The sequence below is a fragment of the Methanocaldococcus sp. FS406-22 genome (genome assembly GCF_000025525.1).
Classification (GTDB): Archaea; AGJL01; Methanococci; order Methanococcales; family Methanocaldococcaceae; genus Methanocaldococcus.
On the sequence record NC_013887.1, the window covers coordinates 647,450 to 672,274 of the forward strand.

The 24,825-nt window shown below is 32.0% G+C and carries 21 protein-coding genes and 1 pseudogene; 10 read left to right on the forward strand and 12 right to left on the reverse strand.

The annotated features are described in order from the left end of the window. Window positions 1-15: 15 nt before the first annotated feature. The 3 genes from MFS40622_RS03225 to MFS40622_RS03235 all read left to right on the forward strand — a co-directional run bounded on the left by MFS40622_RS03225 (window position 16) and on the right by MFS40622_RS03235 (window position 2,983). A complete protein-coding gene (locus tag MFS40622_RS03225) occupies window positions 16-894 on the forward strand; it encodes a hypothetical protein (protein WP_012980244.1) in 879 nt (292 codons plus the stop codon). Between the two features lie 116 nt (window positions 895-1,010). After that, window positions 1,011-2,360 (forward strand): ABC-ATPase domain-containing protein, encoded by a 1,350-nt coding sequence (locus tag MFS40622_RS03230; RefSeq protein ID WP_012980245.1) that lies wholly within the window; start codon window positions 1,011-1,013, stop codon window positions 2,358-2,360. A 167-nt stretch (window positions 2,361-2,527) separates the two neighbouring features. Beyond that, on the forward strand, window positions 2,528-2,983 hold the full coding sequence (locus tag MFS40622_RS03235) for a UPF0179 family protein (protein ID WP_012980246.1): 456 nt from the start codon (window positions 2,528-2,530) through the stop codon (window positions 2,981-2,983). On the opposite strand, the gene rqcH is transcribed toward MFS40622_RS03235, so the two are convergent. Next, window positions 2,984-4,999, reverse strand: coding sequence for a ribosome rescue protein RqcH (gene rqcH, locus MFS40622_RS03240; RefSeq protein WP_012980247.1), 2,016 nt, complete (start codon window positions 4,997-4,999; stop codon window positions 2,984-2,986). A gap of 58 nt (window positions 5,000-5,057) precedes the next feature. Here rqcH and MFS40622_RS03245 point away from each other — a divergent pair, with 58 nt between their 5' ends. Both MFS40622_RS03245 and MFS40622_RS03250 read left to right on the forward strand, forming a co-directional pair. Beyond that, a complete protein-coding gene (locus MFS40622_RS03245; RefSeq protein WP_048197445.1) occupies window positions 5,058-7,133 on the forward strand; it encodes a hypothetical protein in 2,076 nt (691 codons plus the stop codon). Between the two features lie 44 nt (window positions 7,134-7,177). Next, window positions 7,178-7,564 carry a toprim domain-containing protein gene (locus tag MFS40622_RS03250; protein ID WP_012980249.1) on the forward strand — a complete coding sequence of 129 codons (387 nt, stop codon included), beginning with the start codon at window positions 7,178-7,180 and terminating at the stop codon, window positions 7,562-7,564. Here the strand turns inward: MFS40622_RS03250 and MFS40622_RS03255 are convergent. After that, window positions 7,561-9,099, reverse strand: a complete 1,539-nt coding sequence (locus tag MFS40622_RS03255) for an FIST N-terminal domain-containing protein (RefSeq protein WP_012980250.1) — start codon at window positions 9,097-9,099, stop codon at window positions 7,561-7,563. The genes MFS40622_RS03250 and MFS40622_RS03255 overlap by 4 nt on opposite strands. Before the next feature lie 306 nt (window positions 9,100-9,405). Between MFS40622_RS03255 and thrC the strand changes: the two genes are divergently transcribed. From thrC to ilvD, 3 genes are all read left to right on the forward strand, one after another. Next, entirely contained in the window at window positions 9,406-10,623 is a 1,218-nt protein-coding gene (gene thrC / locus MFS40622_RS03260) for a threonine synthase (RefSeq protein WP_012980251.1), read from the forward strand. Between the two features lie 118 nt (window positions 10,624-10,741). Continuing rightward, the gene (leuD, locus tag MFS40622_RS03265; protein WP_012980252.1) at window positions 10,742-11,242 is read left to right on the forward strand and encodes an Isopropylmalate/citramalate isomerase small subunit; all 501 of its coding nucleotides are present in this window, start codon (window positions 10,742-10,744) and stop codon (window positions 11,240-11,242) included. A gap of 260 nt (window positions 11,243-11,502) precedes the next feature. Next, window positions 11,503-13,164: a dihydroxy-acid dehydratase gene (gene ilvD / locus MFS40622_RS03270; RefSeq protein WP_012980253.1), complete on the forward strand. Its 1,662-nt coding sequence runs from the start codon at window positions 11,503-11,505 to the stop codon at window positions 13,162-13,164. A gap of 393 nt (window positions 13,165-13,557) precedes the next feature. Here the strand turns inward: ilvD and MFS40622_RS03275 are convergent, their stop codons facing one another. Further along, window positions 13,558-14,724 (reverse strand): cation:proton antiporter, encoded by a 1,167-nt coding sequence (locus MFS40622_RS03275; protein WP_012980254.1) that lies wholly within the window; start codon window positions 14,722-14,724, stop codon window positions 13,558-13,560. An 86-nt stretch (window positions 14,725-14,810) separates the two neighbouring features. Here MFS40622_RS03275 and dph5 point away from each other — a divergent pair, with 86 nt between their 5' ends. Next, complete coding sequence (gene dph5 / locus MFS40622_RS03280; protein WP_048197446.1) at window positions 14,811-15,584, forward strand: diphthine synthase; 774 nt, start codon at window positions 14,811-14,813, stop codon at window positions 15,582-15,584. 16 nt (window positions 15,585-15,600) lie between these two features. Here the strand turns inward: dph5 and MFS40622_RS03285 are convergent, their stop codons facing one another. The 9 genes and pseudogenes from MFS40622_RS03285 to MFS40622_RS03325 form a co-directional block, all read right to left on the reverse strand. Next, a complete protein-coding gene (locus MFS40622_RS03285) occupies window positions 15,601-16,653 on the reverse strand; it encodes a bis-aminopropyl spermidine synthase family protein (protein WP_012980256.1) in 1,053 nt (350 codons plus the stop codon). Beyond that, complete coding sequence (locus tag MFS40622_RS03290) at window positions 16,653-17,147, reverse strand: 6-carboxytetrahydropterin synthase QueD (RefSeq protein ID WP_012980257.1); 495 nt, start codon at window positions 17,145-17,147, stop codon at window positions 16,653-16,655. Before MFS40622_RS03290 ends, MFS40622_RS03285 begins: the two co-directional genes overlap by 1 nt. Next, entirely contained in the window at window positions 17,144-17,638 is a 495-nt protein-coding gene (hacB, locus tag MFS40622_RS03295; protein ID WP_012980258.1) for a homoaconitase small subunit, read from the reverse strand. Before hacB ends, MFS40622_RS03290 begins: the two co-directional genes overlap by 4 nt. A 237-nt stretch (window positions 17,639-17,875) precedes the next feature. Beyond that, window positions 17,876-18,912 (reverse strand): annotated as a pseudogene (locus MFS40622_RS03300) (branched-chain amino acid ABC transporter permease). Window positions 18,913-18,935: 23 nt separating this feature from the next. Then, window positions 18,936-19,847: a branched-chain amino acid ABC transporter permease gene (locus MFS40622_RS03305; RefSeq protein WP_012980259.1), complete on the reverse strand. Its 912-nt coding sequence runs from the start codon at window positions 19,845-19,847 to the stop codon at window positions 18,936-18,938. A 39-nt stretch (window positions 19,848-19,886) separates the two neighbouring features. Beyond that, entirely contained in the window at window positions 19,887-20,600 is a 714-nt protein-coding gene (locus MFS40622_RS03310) for an ABC transporter ATP-binding protein (protein ID WP_369750802.1), read from the reverse strand. A gap of 20 nt (window positions 20,601-20,620) precedes the next feature. Then, entirely contained in the window at window positions 20,621-21,382 is a 762-nt protein-coding gene (locus MFS40622_RS03315; protein WP_012980261.1) for an ABC transporter ATP-binding protein, read from the reverse strand. 110 nt (window positions 21,383-21,492) lie between these two features. Then, window positions 21,493-22,794 (reverse strand): ABC transporter substrate-binding protein, encoded by a 1,302-nt coding sequence (locus tag MFS40622_RS03320; RefSeq protein WP_012980262.1) that lies wholly within the window; start codon window positions 22,792-22,794, stop codon window positions 21,493-21,495. A 141-nt stretch (window positions 22,795-22,935) separates the two neighbouring features. Further along, window positions 22,936-24,183, reverse strand: a complete 1,248-nt coding sequence (locus MFS40622_RS03325) for an ABC transporter substrate-binding protein (RefSeq protein WP_198003860.1) — start codon at window positions 24,181-24,183, stop codon at window positions 22,936-22,938. 207 nt (window positions 24,184-24,390) lie between these two features. Here MFS40622_RS03325 and MFS40622_RS03330 point away from each other — a divergent pair, with 207 nt between their 5' ends. Next, window positions 24,391-24,813, forward strand: a complete 423-nt coding sequence (locus MFS40622_RS03330) for a nucleoside-diphosphate kinase (RefSeq protein WP_012980264.1) — start codon at window positions 24,391-24,393, stop codon at window positions 24,811-24,813. The last annotated feature ends 12 nt before the right edge of the window (window positions 24,814-24,825 follow it).

Consider the following 24,825-nt stretch of genomic DNA (forward strand, 5'->3'; position numbering starts at 1 on the left):
AGAAGTGGTGGAACTATGAAAGTTATTCCCTTAGCTTCTGAAAGTTTGGGGGTCAGGTCTTTAGCAACATATGTTAAAACAAAAGATGTAGGGATTTTAATAGACCCCGGAGTAGCTTTAGCCCCAGATAGGTATGGTTTAAAACCAAATGATATAGAATTTGAAAAATTGAGGGAGATGAGAAATAAACTCAATGACTATGCAAAAAAGTCTGATATTATAACTATCTCCCACTATCATTATGACCACTATACTCCATTTTTTGATGACATATACTTAGAATCAAAAGATTATGCTAAAGAGTTATATAAAGATAAGATTTTGTTAATAAAGCATCCTACTGAGTTTATAAATAAAAGCCAAATGGAGAGGGCAAAAAAATTTTTAGAGGGTGTTAAAGATATTGCAAAAAAGATTGAATTTGCTGACAACAAAACCTTTAAATTTGGAAAGACAGAAATAAAATTTTCTCCACCATTCCCACATGGGAGAGATGACAAGTTAGGCTATGTTTTGATAACTACAGTTAAAGAAGGGAAGTTTAAGTTTATGCACACTTCCGATACTCAGGGGGTAATATTTGATGATATTAGAGATTATATAGTTAAAGAAAAGCCCAACCTAATACTTATGGGAGGGCCGCCAACATATTTAATGCATAGATATGGAAAAAAGAACTTAGAAAAAACTAACGAAAACTTAAAATATATAGTTGAAAATACTGGGGCTGAGCTTATAATCGACCACCATCTATTGAGGGATAAAAAGTTTAGAGAAAAAATTAATGTTGATTTTAAAACAGTTGCTGAGTTTTTAGGAGAGAAGAATTTATTGTTGGAGGCATATAGGAAAGAGATTAAGCAGGGGAAAGATATTAATGAGTTGTTTAAATAATTTATTTCGCGTCGATGATGAAAGTTACCCCCACCGACCTTTTTGGGATGAAGAAATCGGCACTAACTGAGACGCACTATTTATTAAAATTTTGAACTACCTATTAAGGGATTTTTATGTTTGTAGATGAGATTATAAACAATTTAAAAGGGAATGAATTTCTGAACACCTCTCTTTTAACTAAAAGTAACAGAAATAGATTATATTATGCAGTAAAACAGCCAGATGGCAATATAAAGGTAGTTCTTCCATTTGTTTTTGAAAATAAAAATTTTTTAAAACTTTCTGAATATAAGGAGGGTATAGAAGGAGCTACGCAGAGAGTTATTGAGGAAATAAAGCAGGAAATAATTAAGAAAAAGAGATTTTTGCCATTAGCAGGATATTTTGGTAGAATCTATAAAGCTTTATATGAACCTTTAACAGTAGTGAATTGCGATTTAAATTTGGGATATGATTTGTGGAAAGCTGATAGATACAACTACATTGAAGGGGATAGGATATATTTAATGCTTAGGATGATTTTTAAAGAAAAAGATGTTAAAGAGATTGTTAAACAGATTAATAACTTGTGTTATGATTTAGATAAATTTATTAAAAACATTTCAATTGATTTACTAATTGATGAAGCTAAAAATATTATGAATCAAAAATATCTTAGGGACAAATTAGACGAACTTGGTTTAGTTTGCTTTATAGCAAATAACTCAAAGCCAGCAAGAAAATATACTGAAGTTAGGAGGCATTATAGAATAGCAGGACCTAAAGATGTAAATATCCCTTTTGAATGTCCAGAAGAACTTGAACCAATAGAGATAGAGCTTAAGTATGGTAAAAAAGTTAAAGGGCTTGGTATAAAAAAGAAGGAGATATTTATAATCACTGGAAGAAATGCCCAGGGAAAAACAACTCTCTTACAAGCAATAGATAGTGGGAGAGACGACCACTTAATTGGAGATGGTAGGGAGTTTATAATAACTACTAAAAGCTTATCTAAGGCATCAACAGGAAGTATGGAGATGAGTGGGCAAGATATAAGCTTATTTTTTCAAAAATTACCTCCAGGGATTAAGGGCTCTCCTAAAGCAGTTTATGGAACAGCTTCTGGCTCAATGTATATGGCTTATCAAATACAGAGGGCTATAAAGAATAAAACTAAGCTTATTTTGATAGATGAGGACAACTCAGCAGTAAATTTATTGGTTAGTGGGGTTCTAAGTAAGTGGTTTGAGGGAGTTAAATCATTATCTGAGATAATCATGGAAAATAGGGAAAAGCTCGGAGATAGCTCTTTTATTATAGTTACAAGTTCGTTGGATTTATTAACGGCTTTGGGAGATAGAGCTATTTACTTAGAAGACCATAAAGCTAAGTATCTTGATTTGAATTATTTTAGAGAAGAACTTGGAAGATATTATTTGGAGTTGGCTTCCAAATTTATTGGAATAGGACTTTCCCAGGAATAAATATTCTGTTGCACATTAACATCCTTTAGATGTCTAAATTCCAATTGAATATATAAACTGCGAAAGCCCTATTGAAAAATAGAAACAGAAACACATTTATTTTAGGACTAGATATTAAAAGTTTTGTATAATTTTAATGATTTATTATAATTCTAATTGGGATAATCATGAGCAAAGAGAGCAAAATAACTTTAATTGGTAGCAAATTGGCAAAGACGGGAGGAGAATTTATTTATTTGGGAGAGATTGAAGAGTGCAACAACTGTAAGTTTAAAAGATTATGCCACGGAAATTTAGAAGTTGGAAGGAAATATAAGATAGTTTCAGTTAGATCAGCAAATCATCCTTGTGTAGTTCATGAAGGAGGAGTTAAGGTTGTTGAAGTAGTGTTGGCTGATTTGATAATTATGATTGAGTCAAAAAAAGCACTTGAAGGAGTGGTATTAAATCACGAACCGATAAGTTGTGATAACTTTGATTGTGAGTATTATAGTTTTTGCAATCCTGAAGGAATAAAAGAAGGGGAAAAATATAAAATAAAACAGGTTCTAAATGAAAAAATAAACTGTCCAAATGGAAAATCATTAAAAAAGGTTGTGATTGAGTTAGTAGAAAATAAATAATTATTTTTTAACTACCTCACATCCTCCAGGAGGAAGCACTCTCAAAATATCTTCATCATCAACTCCATAATCCTTAAATATCTCTTTCAACTCTTTAACTACTTTTCCTTTCTCTTTATTTGAAGGCTTTAAGATAACCCACTTAATAAAGCTCTTTTGCAATGTCTTTGGAGGAGCTGTTGTTATCTTTATGTCTCCATCGTATTCAATAACTCCAATACCTAACTCTAATGGTGTATTTCTATAATAATGCCTCTCTCCCCTAATTACAAACGCTCCTCTCTTTAAATACTCTCCACTCTCGGCTGTCTTTGATATTTGCTCTGGTTTAACCCAGTAGGTGTCTATAGCCCCATATCCAAGCTTCCAAGCCCTTGAGTGAGAGACAGAGAATTTAGCAACTTCTTCCAATGTTTCTTCATCAACTTCTCTACCATAAGTTTTTATAACTGTGAATGGAGCCCCTTGAATATCTGCGTGGAATACAATATCATCCTTATCAGTATATTTTTTGATAATAATCTCGTTTGTTATTGCATCCTTTCCAGCAATAACTAAGAATCCATTAATAACAGTCCATTTAAATTTCTCATACCACTTTCTCTCCTTTCTTACTTTCTTCTTCATCTGTATGGATTCTTTTTCTTTCAATTCTTCTTCTCCTTTCTTTTTAAGCTCATCTATTTTCTTTTTAGTTAATTCAATGGCATTTTCTATACCTTCAATCTTATTTCTTAATTTTTTAGCTTTTTCATAGTAGCTTTCAGCATTTTCAAAGGCATTTTTTCTTATATCTAAAGAAACTCTTTCTTCTATAACGTTGTCATCAACTTCAGATTTTAATCTAACAACTATTTCTCCAACATTCTCATTTATATTTTCAATCAATCCTAAAATTGGATGCTCTTTATTTTCTCTAATTATCTTTTTTATTCTTGCCCAGTCCATTTTTTCTCTTGCCTGTCTTATGGCATTTAATAGCTCTTCAACAATTTGATAATTTGCATAGATTAAATCCCCCTTAATTTGGTTTTTTTCTGCATCTTCTTTATATTTTTTCAATGTCCCCAACTGTCTTTTCAATATATTTTCCTGCCTTTCAATCTCTCTCTCAAATTTTGATTTTTCCTTTTTAACCTCAACTTTAACCAAAAATTTAGCAAAATAGTCATCAACTGCCTCTAAAAAGCTATTATAGTATTTTTTCTCTAAGCCATCATATTTCTTTAAATCTATAGGCACAACGTCAAAGTATTCATTATCTTTTAAAACAATCTGCGGTTTTCTATTGTTAAAGATTTCATTAAATAGATTTTTAGATGCCTCAAATAACTTCTTTATCTCTTCTTCACTTAACTCTTTCTTTTTCTTATCTATCTCTGCCCTCTCACAAATCTCTTCAGCGTAGAGCCCTCCAATACCAAAAACTCTTGATATCAATCTAACGCACTCAACTCCTTTATTATTCAAGAAATAATCTTTAAAAACCTCATAGGCAATAGAAAACTCTAAATTGTAAGGATTTAATGGCTTTTGTGGTGGGAATTTATATTTTTCTCTTGGGATTATGTTTCTTGAGCTCCATCTCTCAACTCTAAGTGGGGCTATAATTATGTCTTCATTATTTAAAAATATAATATTTCCATCTCCAAACAGCTCAGCAACTAATTTATAAATTCCATCTCTTGTTTCGAAGTGAAAAATAACTATCCTATCAAAATTCACCTGCTCAATTTTTATTAGTTTTGCGTTTTTTAAATATTTTCTTAAGAGCATGGCAAAAGATGGAGGAAGTTTTGGTTTTTCCCTCTCATAATTTGTTAAAGTTATATATTTGTATCTACCGATACTTATGACAAGCTCTCTACTCCCTCCCTCAGGAACGTGGATTTTTAATATCAACTCCCTGTTTTGCTCGTTATCAATTAAAAATGCTTTATCTAACCTACCGTTAATGAGGTTTTGTAATTCATCTACAACACAGCACACATCTACATTGGTTATCTCGCTTTTCATAATCTCACCAGAAAAATTTATTTATCTCTCTTATAATAATGTTATTAATTGTGATAGTATGGAGAGGGAAGTGTTTTTAAAGTATTTAAGACAGGGAAAATATGATAAATTGGCTAAGTTAATTAATAGCTGTCCAGATATTTTAAGTTTTTTAGATGAGCTATTTACATCTAACAAAAAAGATGATGTTAGAAGGGCACTGTTAGTTTTAAAAAGGCTGGATAATGAGATAATTGAGAAATATTTATTTTATGTTATTTTAGCTCTAAATGAAAAGAGAATTATAGCCAGAGAGGCAGAAGAAATATTAAGGAAGGTAACTAATAGAGAGAGTATTGAAGAAGCGATACTTGAGATTGCAAAAAAGCCTTTGGACGAGAAAATAATTTATTTATTTCTGCAAAATATGAAGGGAAAAAATATGTTCTTTAGAGCCATCCTTGAGCACACAAAAAGCAGAAACATAGATGAGGGCATAAAAATCTTATTAAAAAACTACAATCAGGAAGAGATATTAAAAATCTTGGTTAATAAGTTATATTCTTCAGAAAAGACTGAAAGAGAGCTTGCAGTGGATATATTACTAAATATAGTTGATTCTTTAAATAACAGAGAGAAAAATATTTTGAAGAGTTGTTTAAATCCTAATTTATTGGGAGATGAGAACAAAAAATTGTATAAAAAATTTAAACAACTATTTGAAAAGTTAAATATCTCACTTGAATTTTCAAATGAGCAAATAAAATCTCTACTAAAATCACATGGAAAAACTGCTTTAAATATAATTTTGAGAGAAAATATTAAACTTCCTGCTAACTTTTACGATAGGGAATTTTTAAAAGACTTTTTATATGTAAGAGATGAGGAAAAACAGTTTGTTGGAGTTAAATTAATATCATTAAAACAAGATTCAAAAAAGAAGGTTGATTTATTATTTAAATTTTTAAACTATGGGTATGGAAAAGCAAAAACCTCTGCTACAAGAGAGCTTAAAAAGATAGCTCAAAATAATAATGAGTTGAGAGAATATATTGAAAATAAAGCACTAAAATTTGCAAAAAAGATGAATTTAGGGCTAAAAATATCATCTCTGAGAATATTAAAAGAATTTGCAAAAAAAGAACATTTAGAGTTTCTAATTAATGAGCATAAGAGGTTGAAAGAGTTAATTTATAAGTTGGAAGAAGAGAAGTTTATGGGTGGATTTAGACATTTGTTGATGATGGAAGAGGAAATAAGAAAGTGCAGTGTTGCTATGAGGTTGATAGAGGAGATTGTAGCAGAGATTTGTGTAAAATACAACATCCATTATAACGATTTAAAGATATCTGAAAAACTTGGTTATGAATTTTATAAAACAATAGAGCTAATAGGTGCTAAAAATATAGAGTTAATAGATATTTATGATTTTTTAGAGGACGTTAAAAAGAATGGTGAGCTTATAGTTCATTTAACTGGAATTGTAATTAACAACGATAAAATAGACAATAATAATTTAGCTAAAAAAATTTTAGAGGTAACTGAAAAAGCAGAAATGGATGATAAGGATGTGTTAAATGCAAATAAAATCATGATTTATGCATCTTTAAATAGGGTTGATAAGATTGGAGAAATTATGAATATGGCCGAGGGCTATTATTCAAAGTTGGCTTTTATCAATGCTGTTAAAAAATTTATTGATGAAGGATTATTGGATGAAGAGAAGATAAATCTATTAATCCCAAAAATTGCTGAAATGATATATTCAACGAAAAAATTAAGATTAATGGCTTTGGAATTTTTTAAAAACTATCCAAATGAGCTTGTTCTTCCAATATTGATTAATGAGATTGGTAATTATAAGGGAGAGGATAAGTTAATGATAGATGTTATTTCAAACGTTATATTTAAATATCCGAATAACATACATAGTATTAGAGATATGTTGAATACAGATAAGAGAAATGCATGTTTAAAGATATTGCTCAAAGTTAGTGAAAAAAGACCAGAACTTTTAGAAGATTTTATATATCTGCTTGCTGGAATTTACACATCTGCAAATGAAGAGGATAAGATTCTAATAAAAAAGATTTTAAAAAATATTACTAATGAGGAGCAAAAATCAATATTAAAACCCATAATTGGAGATTTGTAAAAATTTAATAAAATTTAATAATAAAAAATTTCTGGAAGATGGTTATGAGAAGGGATGAATACTTTGAAAAATTATTGGAGGTTATTGAAGAGCTAAAGATTGAGGCAGAGGAAAAGCCAATTATTGTTGAAGGAAAGAGAGATGTCGAAAGCTTAGAGAAGTTGGGAGTTGAAGGAACCTTTATTATAATAGCCAAAACTCCTATTTATTTAATAGCCGATGAACTTGTAAGGAAAAGGGTTAAAGAAGTTATCCTATTAACTGACTTTGATAGAAGAGGCAGAATGTTGGCTAAAGCAATAGTAGAGGAGTTTAGACATAGAGGAATTAAAGTAAATACAAAAATTAGGCATGAAATCTTTATCTATACAAACAGCGGCATTAGGGATATTGAAAGTCTATTTTCCTATGTAAATAAAAGAATGTTTTAGAGCAATCTCAACAATTTTTTCCTTTTAATTTTCTTAACCATGTTTTCATGTTCTATTTTTTCATGGGTTTTTTGTAGAATTTCCTTTATGTTATCAATGTAATATAATTTTGGCTTCCCACTCACAGCTTTTATAATACCTTCCTTTTCTAATTTGTTTAGTATGTGGTAGAGCTTAGTTTGAGATAGGTTTGTTAAGTGTAGTAAATCTTTAGCTGTTAGCTGTTTATTAATTAAATTTACAATTACTTCTATCTCATCATCTTCAAAATTGAAATTTTTTAGTTCTTCCCTCCAGTTTATGTTACTATTTTGCGATAATTCAAATATAACTCCAGTAAATGATAGATTATTGTGGAATCTTACCAAATCCTTAGCTATCGTTTCACCATAACTTAGCCAGCCAATACAATTATCTTCCATCATATAATCTTCAACTTTTTTATCAGTTTTATAGAAATTTAAGAAATATTTAAGGATATCTTCTTCAAATTCTCTAAACATTGAATTTTTTAATACTTCCCTTCCATAACATTCGTTTATAAATATCAAGGGGTTTTCAAAACTTTCAGCTTTTTTCAGTTCCTCAGCAATTGATTTTACCTGCTTTTCAATATCCGTTTTCATTAATACAAGGAAACTTCCTTCTAATATATTCCTTCTAAATACCAAGGCATTTTCTTCAACTCTTTCCAAGAATGCAGTAATATAATTCCCATTAATATCCATAAATCCAAGAGGATGCATTAAGTAAAAATCAAGACGTCTCAAATCCCTGTAGAAATATTTTTCAATAATATCTATTGGTAGTTTTGTGTATTCTGACAGCATCTCTAAGTATCTTTGATAAGCTGGCTTTCCATCTAATTCATAAACTACCTTCCCCTCAGCTTTAGTAACCCTCGCGTATATATCAGTTGGCTCATACCCGTGCCCGTAAATTAAATCGAACTTTAGTTTTCCCCCAATAACTCCAAAGACGCAGCAGTCTTTAACAATCTCCCCTTTATATATTTGGAAAAACTTACTAAATGAACCATCATCCGATGCTGTTCCTCCAATAATCGGAATAGTTAGTTCCCTCCCTAAAACATCTAATATCTCCTGCTCACTGTCCATATCCCAATCAAAAAAAACAAACCCTAAAAAATTGTCATCTATGTCTAATTTTGGATATTTATCTCTAATACAGGTTTTTATTTTATCAGCTATCTCCTCACCAACATCTTCAGCTTCCTTATCTATCTTTTCACAAGATACTGCACTTTTGTAATATTCGTCGAAGGCTAAAATCAAAACCCCATCCTCTTTTATGTAATTTTTACCATTGAATGTTCCTCCTGTAGAACATCCAATGAGGTTGTCTAATGGAATATACTGTTTCATTCCTCTAAATACCTGTTTTAATTTATCTTCATCTAATATTGATGTTATAAATATTATTAAAGATGCTCTTCCCACGTTTCTTTTTATTTCTTCTCCAATTTCGATTCCATCTTTTATGGGATTTTTTATCTTTTTGTGAATGTATATCATTATAATCCCCAAAGATATTTAGCTTTAAATATTAACTGTGAATTATCTTGTTACTAGATACTATTATAATTATAATATATTACTGATTGAATATTTATGTATTATAGTACAATTCTTAGACATATGTTTATAATTTGGTAATAACAGTCCAGTGTTTGCCTATTTATAGATTTCAAATTTTTAATGCTAATATTGGATATTGCTATAAATACTTAATGCATAAAGGTTTAATATAGGACTTTCGCAATTTATATATTCAATTTGGAACTTTGATGTAAGTTTTATCCAATATATTGAGGTGGCATAATGTTACAAAGATGTATTGAATGTGGAAAAACATATGATGTTGATGAGATAGTCTATACCTGCGAATGTGGTGGCTTATTGGAGATTATCTATGATTATGAGGAGATAAAGGATAAAGTTTCAAAAGAGAAGCTTAGAGAAAGAGAAATTGGGGTTTGGAGGTATATAGAATATCTACCAGTAAAAGATGAAAGCAAAATTGTTAGTTTATGTGAAGGAGGAACTCCATTATATAGATGCAAAAATTTAGAGAAAGAGTTGGGAGTTAAAGAACTCTATGTTAAAAATGAAGGGGCAAACCCAACTGGTAGCTTTAAAGATAGGGGAATGACTGTTGGTGTAACGAGAGCTAATGAGTTAGGGGTTGAGATTGTTGGCTGTGCATCAACTGGAAACACATCAGCATCTTTAGCCGCTTACTCAGCAAGATGTGGAAAGAAGTGCATAGTTTTATTACCAGAAGGAAAGGTAGCTTTAGGAAAGTTGGCTCAAGCAATGTTTTATGGAGCTAAGGTTATCCAAGTCAAAGGAAACTTTGATGATGCCTTAGATATGGTTAAGCAGTTGGCAAAGGAAAAATTAATTTATTTATTAAATTCAATAAATCCGTTTAGATTAGAGGGGCAGAAAACAATTGCTTTTGAGATTTGTGACCAACTAAATTGGCAAGTTCCAGATAGAGTTATAGTCCCAGTAGGAAATGCTGGAAACATCTCAGCTATATGGAAGGGATTTAAGGAGTTTGAAATGACTGGAATTATTGATGAGTTGCCAAAGATGACTGGAATTCAAGCAGAAGGGGCTAAACCAGTTGTTGAAGCATTTAGAAAGAGAGCTAAAACTATAGTTCCATACAAAAATCCAGAGACAATTGCAACAGCCATAAGGATTGGAAATCCAGTAAATGCTCCAAAGGCATTAGATGCTATATATTCCTCTGGAGGTTATGCTGAGGCAGTTACTGATGAGGAAATTGTTGAGGCACAAAAGTTATTGGCAAGGAAGGAGGGAATTTTTGTTGAACCAGCTTCAGCATCATCAATAGCTGGATTAAAAAAGCTATTAGAAGAAGGAGTTATTGATAGAGATGAGAGAATTGTTTGTATAACAACTGGGCATGGATTAAAAGACCCAGATGCTGCTATAAGAGCAAGTGAAGAGCCAATTAAGATTGAATGTGATATGGAAGTTTTAAAGAGGATTTTGAGAGAGTTATAATTTTTAATTATCAATTTCAAATCACCAAATACTTATAAAGACAATAAAGTCAATAAAAAATAAAAGTATTTATTATACTTCATCTCTCTTTTTATTATCAAAAATTCTGGGTGGGATTATGCAGAGTGTAATCAAAGGTAGAGTTTGGAAGTTTGGAGATAACGTAGATACAGATGCCATATTACCAGCAAGATACTTAGTTTATACAAAACCTGAAGAATTGGCTCAATTTGTTATGACTGGAGCAGACCCAGATTTCCCAAAGAAGGTTAAACCTGGAGATATAATTGTTGGAGGAAAGAACTTTGGATGTGGTTCAAGTAGAGAACACGCTCCATTAGGATTAAAAGGAGCTGGAATCTCATGCGTTATAGCTGAAAGCTTTGCAAGAATCTTTTACAGAAATGCCATTAACGTTGGTTTGCCACTGATTGAATGCAAGGGCATTTCAGAAAAAGTTAATGAAGGAGATGAGTTGGAGGTTAATTTAGAAACTGGAGAGATTAAAAACTTAACTACTGGAGAGGTTTTAAAAGGGCAAAAATTGCCAGAGTTTATGATGGAAATTTTAGAGGCAGGAGGATTGATGCCTTACTTAAAAAAGAAGATGAAAGCATAATTCGAATATTTAATATATATTTAACACCTCACACATTCTAAGAGGCGTTGTTTAAGCTAAAGCTTAAACAACGCATCCGTTTTGATGAAACTTTTACTAAAAGTTTCACGTAAAGAAGAAGATGGAAGCTGAAAGCCAGTAATTTCCATACCTTTATTTTATATTATTTTTATTTTATAGTGTAAATTTTTACAAAAAATAAAAAAACATTATTGAAAGATTAACCAGCCATAGTCTCGAATTTTATGAAGAGGGATAACATGATAAGTGATAGAGTAAAAAAAGGAATAAAAAGAGCACCAAATAGAAGTTTATTAAAAGCTTGCGGATATACAGATGAAGAGTTGGAAAAACCATTTATTGGCGTTGTTAATAGCTTTACGGAAGTAGTTCCAGGACATATACATCTAAGAGATATAGCTGATGCTGTTAAAAAAGGTATTTATGCAAATGGAGGGACAGCTTTTGAGTTCAACACAATGGCAATATGTGATGGAATAGCAATGGGTCATGAGGGAATGAAATACTCTCTACCTTCAAGAGAGATTATTGCTGATACCGTAGAGAGTATGGCAAAGGCACATGGATTCGATGGTTTAGTTTTAATCCCAAGCTGTGATAAAATTGTTCCTGGAATGATAATGGGTGCTATAAGGACTGGATTACCATTTATAGTTGTTACTGGAGGGCCGATGTTTCCTGGAGAGTTGAGAGGTAAAAAGTATGATTTAATCAGTGTATTTGAAGGAGTTGGTGCCTGTGCAGCTGGGAAGATTACAGAGGAAGAGCTTAAAGAGATTGAGGACATAGCTTGCCCAGGAGCTGGTAGTTGTGCTGGGTTATTTACAGCGAATACAATGGCTTGTTTAACAGAGGCTATGGGGCTTTCTCTGCCTTACTGTGCTACTTCACATGCAACAACAGCAGAGAAGATAAGGATAGCTAAGAGAAGTGGGATGAGAATAGTTGATTTAGTTAGAAACAACATAACTCCAGACAAGATTTTAACTAAGGAGGCATTTGAAAATGCTATTTTAGTAGATTTAGCTTTAGGAGGTTCAACTAACACTACCCTTCATATTCCAGCAATAGCAAATGAAATAAAGCCAAAGTTCATAACATTAGATGACTTTGATAGGTTGAGTGATGAAGTTCCACATATAGCTTCTTTAAGACCTGGAGGAGAGCACTTTATAATTGATTTACATAGAGCTGGGGGAATTCCAGCTGTATTAAAAGTTTTAGAAGAGAAGATAAGAAAAAACTGCTTAACAGTTAGTGGAAAAACTATTGGAGAGATAATCAAAGAGGTTAAATATATTGACTACAGCGTAATAAGACCAGTAGATAAGCCAGTTCATAAAACAGCTGGTTTGAGAATATTGAAGGGAAGCTTAGCTCCAAATGGAGCAGTTGTTAAGATTGGAGCAGTTGATCCAAAGATGTATAAGCATGAAGGCCCCGCAAGAGTATTTGACAGCGAGGAAGAGGCAGTTGATGCTATATTAGGAGGAGAGATTGAGAGAGGGGATGTTGTAGTTATTAGATATGAAGGCCCAGCTGGAGGGCCGGGAATGAGGGAGATGTTAGCTCCAACTTCAGCAATTTGTGGAATGGGGTTGGATGATTCAGTAGCATTAATTACAGATGGTAGATTCAGCGGAGGTAGTAGGGGGCCGTGCATTGGGCATGTTTCTCCAGAGGCAATGGCTGGAGGCCCGATAGCGATAGTTGAGGATGGAGATATCATTAAAATAGATATGATAAATAAAAGGTTAGATTTAGCTTTAGAGGAAGAGGAGATTAAAGAAAGATTGGCTAAATGGAAAAAGCCAGAACCTAAAGTTAAAAAAGGTTATTTAGCAAGGTATGCTAAGTTGGTTAGTTCAGCTGATGAAGGGGCTGTATTAAGATACGATTAGTGTTTTTCAAAATACTTTGAAAGAACCTTTTTAGTAAAAGTTGAACAAAATCAAAAAAATTTTGTAGCCAGAAAGCAGAGCTTTCTGCTTCACCAAAACCTAACACCTCCTCGCTTATGCTCGGAGGTGTAATTTAGAATTGCTGGGGTATACCCACAGGACTTTCACAGTTTTTAGATTATTAAGGAATTTAGATGCCAATGGCATCAATATTCAATAAGAAAAATTATTCCTGTGAAAGTCCTGTGCCAATAGGGGCGTAGCCCCTTGGCTTCTGGAATAATTAAGGCACTGATGAACGCCTTCTTAAAAGAAGGCGTTCAAATATTCCTTATCAATTTTATAAGTTTTGAAAAACACTATAAATTAAGAGAGTTTATAAGAGTTTAAAAATTAATTTTTAACTTTTTTGCTACATTTAGCTACAAATATGTGCTTCACTACTATTGGAGTTATTGTAGCAGTTATTACAGAGAGTGCTACAATTGTCACAAATATTTCATTTCCTATTAAACCAAGCTCTCTTCCAATTGATGCCGCTACTAATGAGGCTGAAATTTTTGGGACTGTTAATAAACCCCCAATAATGTTTTTTATCCTATCAAAACCTAAAATTCTTAAAGCTATAAAGCCAGACATGAATTTTAATGCCACTGCTGAAATTAATGTAATTAATAAAAGCTCCAAATTACTTAAATTAAATATAACTCTTATGTTCGTTTCCATCCCCAAAACTAAGAAGAATATTGGTATAAAGAAACCATAGCCAATTGCATTTAAATTTTTATTTAGAAGTTCATCATGCTCTTCCTTAGTTAATGCTTCACTAACAGCGACTCCACAGATAAAAGCCCCCACTATTGGGTGAATTCCAATAATTTCCCCAACTATTATGGCAATGAATATAATAAATAAAACATAATGTATCCTTTGAGCATGAAGTTTTTCAAATATGCCAAGAATATTTTTGGAGAGGGATGGAATAGCTAAAAGTAACACTCCAATATATAAAAATGTCTCTAATAAGAACATCCCCACATTTTCTCCACCAACCCCTAACTTTATAACTACTGATAGCAAAAGGAGAGTAAATAAATCAACAGTAATTGTAGCACTTAAAATTATAGTACCTAACCTTGTTTTAACCATTTTTAGTTCTTCCAATACTCCATAAACGATGGCTACAGAATGAGAAGCAAAGATTACGGCATACAACAAACTTCCAATAAATCCTAATCCTAAAAACTGCCCAATTAAATAACCTCCAATACCTGGAATTAATAGTGAAAATAAACTTAAAATTAAGGAATTTTTGAACTCTTCCTTTAAAGTTTCGTTATCCACCTCAAGTCCAGCTAAAAACATTAGCATAATTGCTCCAAAATCTGCAAGCACCTTCAGTGTATTATCAACCTGCAATATATTTAACCCATAAGGGCCTATAATAATCCCTGCAATCATAATCGAAGTTATAGCAGGGATGTTAAATTTCTTTAATAGATTTGGCACGATAAAGATTATTGACAATATTATAAAAAACACATAATAATAACTTTCCATTACCCCACCATTAAAATTTTAATTGTTAGATTAGGGGATTATTTAATATTTAATCTTTATTGTTGAATTAAAAATTTGGTGATATGATGTTAATCTTAGCTGGTTTAGGACTGTATGATGAGAATGACATGACATTAAAGACATTAAAATTTGCTAAAAAGGTAGATAAAATTTATGCTGAATTTTACACCGCAGTTTTAACAGGGACTACAATAGAAAAGATAGAAGAAGTTTTAGGTAAAAAGATTCATGTTTTAAGTAGAAAAGATGTTGAATATAACGGATATAAATTGATAGAAGAGGCAAAGAATAAAGATATAATGTTTTTAACTGCTGGAGACCCAATGGTTGCCACAACACACGTTGATTTGGTTATAGAGGCAAAAAAGAAAGGGGTTGAGGTTGTTATTATAAATGCCCCCTCAATTTATTCAGCTGTTGGGATTACTGGACTGCAGTTGTATAAATTTGGTAAAACAACATCAATCGTTTTTCCAGAAGAAAACTACTTCCCAGAAACCCCATACAATGTAATAAAAGAAAACTTAGAGAGAGGATTGCATACCCTCTGCCTCTTGGATATCAGGATTGATGAGAATGAAAAAAGGTTTATGACAGCAAATGAAGGATTAAAAATATTATTGGAATTAGAAAATAGAAAGAAAGAAAATGTTATAAATGAAGATACAAAGGCTGTTGTTGTAGCAAGAGCTGGAAGTTTAAAACCAAAACTTGTTTATGGAAAAATAAAAGATTTAATTAACTATGACTTTGGAGAGCCTTTACACTGCATAATAATCCCAGGAAAACTCCATTTTATGGAAGAGGATGCGTTAAAATATTTATGTGAAAATATTTAAAATTTTTAAAAAATTTTTATGTTGTTGAACTTTCAGCATCGTTGTATAACTCATCTCCAATATCAACCTCTTCCTCAAACCCTCTGCTATCTTTTAGGGTCTCTATTCTGAACATATAGGACTTATACCAAATATCCTCTGGTTTTTTCTTTACAGGAGCTAATTTCCAAGCTCTTGTTTCTTCTTCATAACCCCAATTTACATAGTGGTTGAAATTTCTTATTATATCAGTTATAACTACATTGAACTCATTTATTAATGTTCTTTGAATCTCTCTCCACTTATCTAAAGAACTCTCTCTCCTTGTAATTCCAAAGTAACCAGCTCTTCTCTCTCCTTTTAGTGCTGATATTCCTCTACCAATGAATGTTTTTATTGCATAAACTGTTTCTGGTGGGTCTGTTATGAATGTATCAAATGCCTTACTGTATTTCTCTGGAAGTGGTTTTCTTAAATCTAAGGTAATAACCTCAATATTTTTGTAATTTAATTGCTCAGCAACCTCTTTTATGAAGTTGATTAATCTATCATCGATATCAACAACAACTATTTTCCTTGGAAGATTTGAGAGCATTAAAGCGATGCTTGTTAAGTCATCATCCCCTAAAACTAAAACATCTTTGTTAAACAAATCTCCTCTTGAATTCATTAAAGCAATTCTTGAAATTGTACATTCTGGTGTAACAAAACCTTGGTCGTATTCGTGTTTTGGCATTGGTCTGTCTTTAACTATTTCTTTAAATCTTTCCAATAAATCTTGGTAGTTCTTTAAAGACACCCCTCTCCCTTCGCAACATTCGCAAACACTATCCTCTTTAGCTCCAATTCCATAGGATTTTATAAATTCATTTCCTTTTTCAGTAAATTCTATTCCGTTACCTATTTTTATTAAGCCTTCATTCTCTAAAACCCTTATGATGTCAGCAACTAAGGGCAATGGCTCCTCACTCAAATCAACAATCTTCCAAAAATCGCTTGTTGTTAAAATAGCTGATAATACATTCTCTACTGACTTGTCATATACTGGAATCTCTGATTTTTCTCTAACCTTCTCTAAGATTCTCTCCATTATTTCACCTCTTTTAGGTATTTTCTATAACAAGCTCCCTGCCCTATTCCTTCGTTGATAGAGACCTCTATCCAATTTATATTTGAAAAACCGAGATTTTTTAAGCTATTTGCTATTTCATCTGCAAAATATACTGCCAAATCTTCAGCTGTAGTTGATGGAATAGGTAATAAAATGACATCCTCAACAGGAATACTGTATTCCTTATTCTCATATTTAAAGTATAGGGTTTTATCCCTTAACTCATAATAAACTTTATCATGATTTTTTGGTAGTATTAATTTATGGTCTAATTTATCACAAATTTCTTTCACAATCTTTTTAATTATTTTGAAATCACATACAAAATTAAATTCTCCAGCTCTCTCTCCATACAGCTTTACATCCACATAATAAGAATGCCCGTGGATAACCCCACAAGTTGGATGTCCAAATACAATATGGGCTGAAGAAAACCTTAAACCTGCATGCAGTCCATTTAACTCTAACATCATGTTTTTACACCTTTTTTCAATTTTAGGTAATTAATTAATCCTCCTGCATTTAATATTTCCATCTCTAATCCCTTTGGTGCTTTACATTTTATTATTTTGTCTTTGTTAATTATTTTGATTTCCTCCTTGTCTAAATCAATCTCTACAATGTCCTCATCTTCAATCTTATCAGTATTTGCTATTATTGGGATTAATCCAATGTTGATGGCATTCCTATAAAATATTCTTGCAAAGCTTTTGGCTATAACAGCCTTAATCCCACAGTATTTTATTGCTATTACTGCCTGCTCCCTACTTGAACCACAACCAAAATTCTCTCCAGCAACTATCACATCCCCCTCCTTAACCTTCTTTGGGAAGTTTTCATCTATCCCAGCCATGCAGTGTGAAGCTAACTCATAAGGGTCTGTAGTTCTTAAATAAGGGCCGGGAATTATTGCATCTGTATCTATATCATCCCCAAATTTGTGAACTCTTCCTTTAATAATCATTCTATCACCAAAAATATTTTATCTGAACTTTAAAAATTTGAATTTTAAAAGAAAATAATACCTAATGAAAATATTTAGGAAAAATTAGTATTTTTCAAAATACTTTAGTATAACTAAGGCACTGATGAACACCTTCTTTTAAGAAGGTGTTCAAATATTCCTTATTGCTTTGGTAAGTTTTGAAAAACACTATAAATAAAATAGCATTTGCTATAAAAACTTTATTATTTAATTAAATTACTTATTACTAACCTCCATTATTTTCTTTTTCATTGGAGGAGTTATAATTGGTTTTTCAGGAATTAAACCAGATGGCTTGTAGTATAGAATGAGAAGCATTAAAACTCCAAATAACATATAAGATAGCCAAACTGGTTCAAATGGAATATTTAACGCATATTTTATATTATATTTGTATATATCTAATAAGACCTTAACTATCACATAACCTAAAACCCCCAAAGCAACTCCTTTGTTATTTCCTTTTCCTCCTAATAGGACCATTAAGAATGGGAAGAAGGTCCAATCTACTCTTGTAAATGCGTTAGCAATAATATTTACAGTATATAATGAATATAAAACTCCTGCAATTGCCCCAATCGCAGAACCAATAGCTACCGTTTTTATCCTCAACTTCATTATATCTCTACCAAATGCCTTAACAGTATCTTCATTCTCTCTCATTGCCCTCAGTACTCTACCAAATGGTGTATTTAACAGCCTCTCAAAGAATAAATAAACTAAGAAGGCAATAAATAACACAATCCCTGCAAACACCCAACCTCTGTACTCTCCAGAGACAAATGCTAAGATATCTGGAGTTGAAATTCCATAATAACCTCCAATTATATTTAGGTTATATGTGCAAATTAAAAGAACTACCTCACTTATAGCTAACAAGTGATTCCTAAATAATCCTCTTTTAACTTGGCACTTGGTAAAATAAAGATTGCTCCAACAACAAATCCGAGAATTGAAGCTAATATTATTGCCAATATTAAAATTCCAATTCCAATTAGTGGGTTTGAGGCAATTAAATTGTTTATCATAGATGTTGCATAGGTGCTACCTTCAATTAAACCTCCTCCGACACCAAAATATAGCATTAACAACCTATCTAAAATCCCTCCAACTGCAATAGCTCCAACCAACACTGATAACGCCTTACCAAAGTTTGGAATTCCTGCATAACCAAATTCCATATTCAATGATAATGAGACAATATAATAAAGCCCAAACCATAACAAAATCATGGATATTATATCAATACTCATAATCTTTCACCTCAAAAAGTAAATTATGAAATAGATAGCATCTTCCTAACTTTCTTCCAATCAACTCCGGTAATTCCATAAGGTGCTATTAATAATGTTGCTATCATTATTATTAAGGAAATAACCTTTCCATAAACTAAAAATCCTGTTCCAAATGCTTGTGCCAAGTAATAGGTTATTAAACTCTCAGATATTCCAATGATGTAACCCCCTATCAACGCTCCACTTATATGCCTTAACCCCCCAACAATACTTGCCGCAAAGATTGAAATAATAATTAAATCTCCTGTAGCTGGAACAATCTCTTGCATAAAAGGTAAAAGCCCTCCTGCAACTCCAGCCAAAGCTCCAGAGAGAATCCAAGAGAATAACCTTGTTTTTTCTACATCAATTCCCATTGTTTGAGCAAGAGATGGGTTTTCCATTGAAGCTCTCAAAGCAATTCCAAACTTTGTTTTGTATAATAGAAGATAGAGTCCAATCAACAACAGTATGATAACAAATGTTGAAACAAATAAAATCCCCTTAAAACCAAATAATGAAAAATCCAAGTTTGCAAAAACGAATTTTGCTTGGGTAGAACCAACAATTTGACTTAATATTTCAGAATAAGCCCCAATGGCTCCTAACAATATCAAATCAATAGCTAATGTTGCAATCATCAAAATCTCTACTGAAGCTCCCCTCTTTATTAATGGTTTTAAAGCTAAATAAGTGATTAAACCAACAACTGCTCCAACAACGAATAAAACTGGCAAAGATAGGTAAGGACAAATACCAAACAACTTTAATAGTGTTAAAGCCACATAACTCCCAACTATTGCATAACTCCCCTGAGCAAAGTTTGGGACATTTGTTGTTATATAAGTTAGAGTTAAACCTAACGCCAATAAAACTAAAAGGTTAGAATAAATAATCGCCCCTTCTAAAATCATTTTTTCACCTTGAAACTTTTAGTAAAACTAACAATCTTATTAAATAGCAGTTATTCCTAATGAATATTCCTTAAATTTCTCATGGTTTAACAACTCTTCCGCAGTTCCTTCAAATGCTACCCTTCCACTCACAAACATATACCCGTTGTCACTAATCTCTAAAGCTCTTTTAGCGTTCTGCTCAACCAGCAGGATTGTTAAGCCGAAATCATCTCTCATCTCAATAATCTTTTCAAATATTAACTCAGCAAGCTTTGGAGATAATTGAGCTGTTGGCTCATCCAACATTAAAACTTCAGCATCCCTAACTAAAGCCATTCCCATGGCTAAGAACTGTCTCTGCCCTCCACTTAATGTTCCAGCCTTTCTCTTTAAAATATTCTTAAGCTCTGGAAATACACTTAAGGCTATTTCTATCCTCTCTTTTACCTTATCTTTATCTAATACATAGCCAGCAATCTTTAAATTCTCCTCTACAGTCAAATTAGCAAATACATTATTTGTTTGGGGGAGATAAGCAATTTTCATCCTTGCTTTTATGTGAGGAGGAATTCTCGCTATATCTTTATCTTTGAATATAATCTCTCCAGAATATATCTTTGTCAAACCAAATAGTGTTTTTAAAAATGTGGATTTTCCACTACCATTTGGCCCAACAACAGTTGTAATTTTTCCTTTTTCTATTTTTGCATTTACATCAAATAGTATCTGTAACTTTCCATAACCAGCGTTTAGGTTTTTTACCTCTATCATATTCATCACCAAAATCAAATTTATTCTCCAATGTAAATTTCAACAACTTTTGGGTCAGATAAAACTTTTTTAATCTCCTCTTCTCCTCTACCCTCAGCAATAATCTGCCCGTTGAACATAACATATAAGTGGTCTATATAGTTCAAAACAATATCCAATCTATGCTCGACAATTAAAAAAGTTATTCCTTTAGCTTTCAATTCAAGGACATGGTTGAATATATCGTGAGCTAAACCTGGAGCAACTCCAGCTATTGGTTCGTCCATAACAATCATTTTTGGATTTGTCATCAAAGCTCTCCCAATCTCAACAAGTTTCATCTGCCCTCCACTTAACTCTCCTGCCTTTCTATCGTATAGATGAGATAATTTCAAAAATTCCAATATTTTAAAAGCTTTTTCAACCATCTCCTCCTCTTTTGGAATCCATTTTTTATAGAATAAGGCATTTAAAGGACTTTCTCCTGGGTTAATCTCCCCTATTAGCAAATTTTCTAAGACGGTCATCTCTTTTAAAGGTTGTGGAGTTTGAAAAGTCCTAACGATTCCGTGATGATAGAGTTCAACTGGTTCTTTGTTTGTTATGTCTTTATTTTCAAAATAAACTTTCCCCTCATCAGCCTTTAAAAAGCCAGTGATAACATTTATTAGTGTAGATTTCCCGCTCCCATTCGGGCCTATAATTAATGTGACATCTCCCTTATTTACACTTATAGAAACTCCATCTAAGGCTTTGAATTCTCCAAAATACTTTACAATATTCTCTGTCCTTAAAATCTCCATTTTATCCCTCAAAAATAATAAAAGTTGAGATAATAAAAATTTATGAATTTAATACATATGCACATTTAAAAAATTTTAAAAGAGTTATTTAAAGTTTTTGGAATTGTTCATTAGCTATTAAGCCAGTTTATTTTTCCAGTTTTGTAATCCCAGATTCCAACCAATTTCCATCCCTCTTCTGTTACAGCATGGATTCCGTAATCTCCACTGGCTCTGTCGTTCCATTCATTCAAGTAGATATCTCCAGTAACTGGTTTAATTCCAAATTCGCCTTTTGTGTATTTAACAGTATTTTCTTTTATTAACTTGGATAATAAGTTAGCATCATATTTTCCTCCAGTTTTATTCAACATCTCAGCATAAGAAATTGCTCCAACCCATAAAGCATCATAAGCAATTAAAGCGTATTGTCTTGGTTTTTTTCCATAGCCTCTTTTCTCATACTCTTCTGCTAATTTCTTTGCTTCATCACTTACACCATAGAACTCAGTTGAATACAGTCCAACTTTTTCTGCTTTATTTTTAGCTTCACTAATAACTTTTTCACTATCTACAATCCCATCTGAACCAAACCATTTAACTTTTAATAATGGGGAATCTTTATCTATTTGTGATAGTAATGTAGCTATTTCATCAAATCCAATAGCCAATACTGCAGTGGTTTTTGGATCTTTTCCAGCAATTTTATTTTCCAATGTTTGTATATATGGACTCCAATCTGATGGTTCTGGAGTACTTGGATACTCAATTTCACCAATAATATTTACCCCTTCTTTTTTTAAATCATCTACAGTAGCTTTTTCTAATCCCATACCCCACGCATCTCCTCTGTATATTACGACAACATTTTTAATACCCATATCTTTTATTTCCCCAGCAATTGCTTTTGCCTGGAAGTTATCTGTTGGGACAAACCTAAATATATACTTTTTTTGCTCTGGTGTTGTAAATCCAATCATCTGTGGTGGAGCAGTTGAACTTGGAGAAATAATAACCATATGATTGGAATTTATATAGTCTTTTATATTCTTAACTTCCGCACTTGATGTTGGACCAATTATCAAGTTGATACCCATAGCATTTAATGATTGAACTTTTTGGAGACAGATTGATGGATTACTTTGAGTATCTTCCACATAAAGTTTAATTTTATATGGAAGTCCTTTTTCTTCAAAATATTTGTTTATATCATCTTTTCCAATTTTTAAAGTTTTTTCTATGTCATTACCGTCAGATGATAAAGGTCCTGATAAATCTGTTAAAACACCTATTTTTATTACTGTTTCTTTAGTAGATGCGGTAATAGTTGTAGTATTTGCGTTTTCTCCACTTCCAGTTTTCTCTGTACATCCTGCAAAAAATACTCCAGATATTAAAAAGAGGGATATTAAAAGCATCCATATTTTTTTCATATTCTCACCTCATTGTGGAGGAAAGTATTTTCCGACTATATACTATTCAAAATTAGGCTATTAAAAGTTTTCGTTTAACTATAAAATTAATTATGTGAATTTAAAAATTATCTAAAAAATAAAATAAATATATTAAAATTATTAAGTATATTCCCAGTTAATTTTCCCGGTTGTTGAGTCCCAGATTCCAACTAACTTCCATCCATCTTTAGTTACTGCAAAGATTCCATAGTTTCCACTCGCTCTATCATTCCATTCATTTAATTTAATATATCCAGTTACTGACTTAACTCCAAACTGCCCTTCAGAGTATTTAACAGTATTTTCTTTTATTAACTTGGATAATAAGTCAGCATCATATTTTCCTCCAGTTTCATTCAACATCTCAGCATAAGAAATTGCTCCAACCCAGAATGCATCGTAGACGTTTAATGCATACTGGTCTGGTTCTCCATAGCCCCTCTTTTTAAACTCTTCTTTTATCTTTTTAGCTTCATCTGTCTCTGATTGGAACATTGTTGAGTAGAGCTTAACCTTAATAGCTTTATTTTTAGCCTCCTCTAAGACCTTTTTACTGTTTGCTGTTCCATCACAGCCAATCCAAACATGTTTCAATAATGGGGAATCGTCATCAATCTGTGATAATAATGTTGCTACCTCTTCATATCCGATAAATACTATTCCAGTATCATTTCCTTTTCCAGCAATTTTATTGGTTGTAGTTTGGATTATTGGGCTCCAGTCCCCAATGTTAGGGTCGTAAGGTATTTCATCAATAACATTTATCCCATTTGCCTTTAGTTTTTCTACAGTTGCTTTCTCTAATCCATCTCCCCAAGCATCATCCCTATATATAATTATAACATTCTTTAAACCAAGTTCTTTAGCAACATCTCCAATAGCGTTTCCTTGAAAGTTATCTGTTGGAACAAATCTAAACACATATTTCTTTTCTTCTGGTGTTGTAAATCCAATCATCTGTGGTGGAGCAGTTGAACTTGGAGATATTATAACAATTTTATTCGAGTTAATAAATCCTTTAATATTTTTAACCTCTCCACTTGCCATTGGTCCCAAGAATAAGTTTATTCCTTGAGCGTGAAGAGCCTGAACCTTCTGCAAACATACATTAGGGTCAGCCTTTGTATCTTCAACGTAGAGTTTTACTTTGTAAGGAATTCCTTTCTCTTCAAAGTATTTGTTTATTTTCTCTTCAGCAATCTCACAGATATGTTTCTCGTTATTCCCATAAGTTGCTAAACCTCCAGATAAATCAACCAATAACCCAACTTTAATTTCTTTCTCTGTTTCTTCTTTTTGAGTACATCCTGCTAAAAACAAACTCCCTATAAGGACAGCCCCAAGCAATAGGGCAAGTATTTTTTTGATAATCCCACCTCACTAAAGTTATTAGCAATCTCACTTTTTATAAATGGATAATATTTAAGTTTTTCGAGATGGATTTGTCTAATAAATATTATTATAATTTTTAATAGCTTATCGTCAAAATTTTTAAAGTAGAATATCTAAGGTAATATTGATTATATAAAGATTTTTGATTTATTTTAAATTTTGAAAAGTAAAAAATGTGATACCATGAAAGAAAGAACATTCGTAGCCTTAAAACCAGACGCTGTAAAAAGAAAGTTAATTGGAAAAATCATTGAAAGATTTGAAAATAAAGGTTTGGAAATTGTGGGTATGAAAATGATTAAATTAGATAGAGAAATGGCAGAAAAATATTATGAAGAGCATAAAGGAAAAGAATTTTTTGAAAGGTTAATAGAGTTTATGACATCCGGAAGGATAGTAGCTATGGTTATTGAGGGGGAAAATGCTATATCAGTTGTAAGAAAGATGATTGGTAAAACAAACCCTGCTGAAGCAGAACCAGGAACTATAAGAGGGGACTTTGCTTTAACAACCCCAGATAATATAATTCATGCTTCTGACTCAAAGGAAAGTGCTGAAAGAGAGATAAAGCTATTTTTTAAAGAGGATGAAATATTTAGTGAATAAGCATAAAGGTTT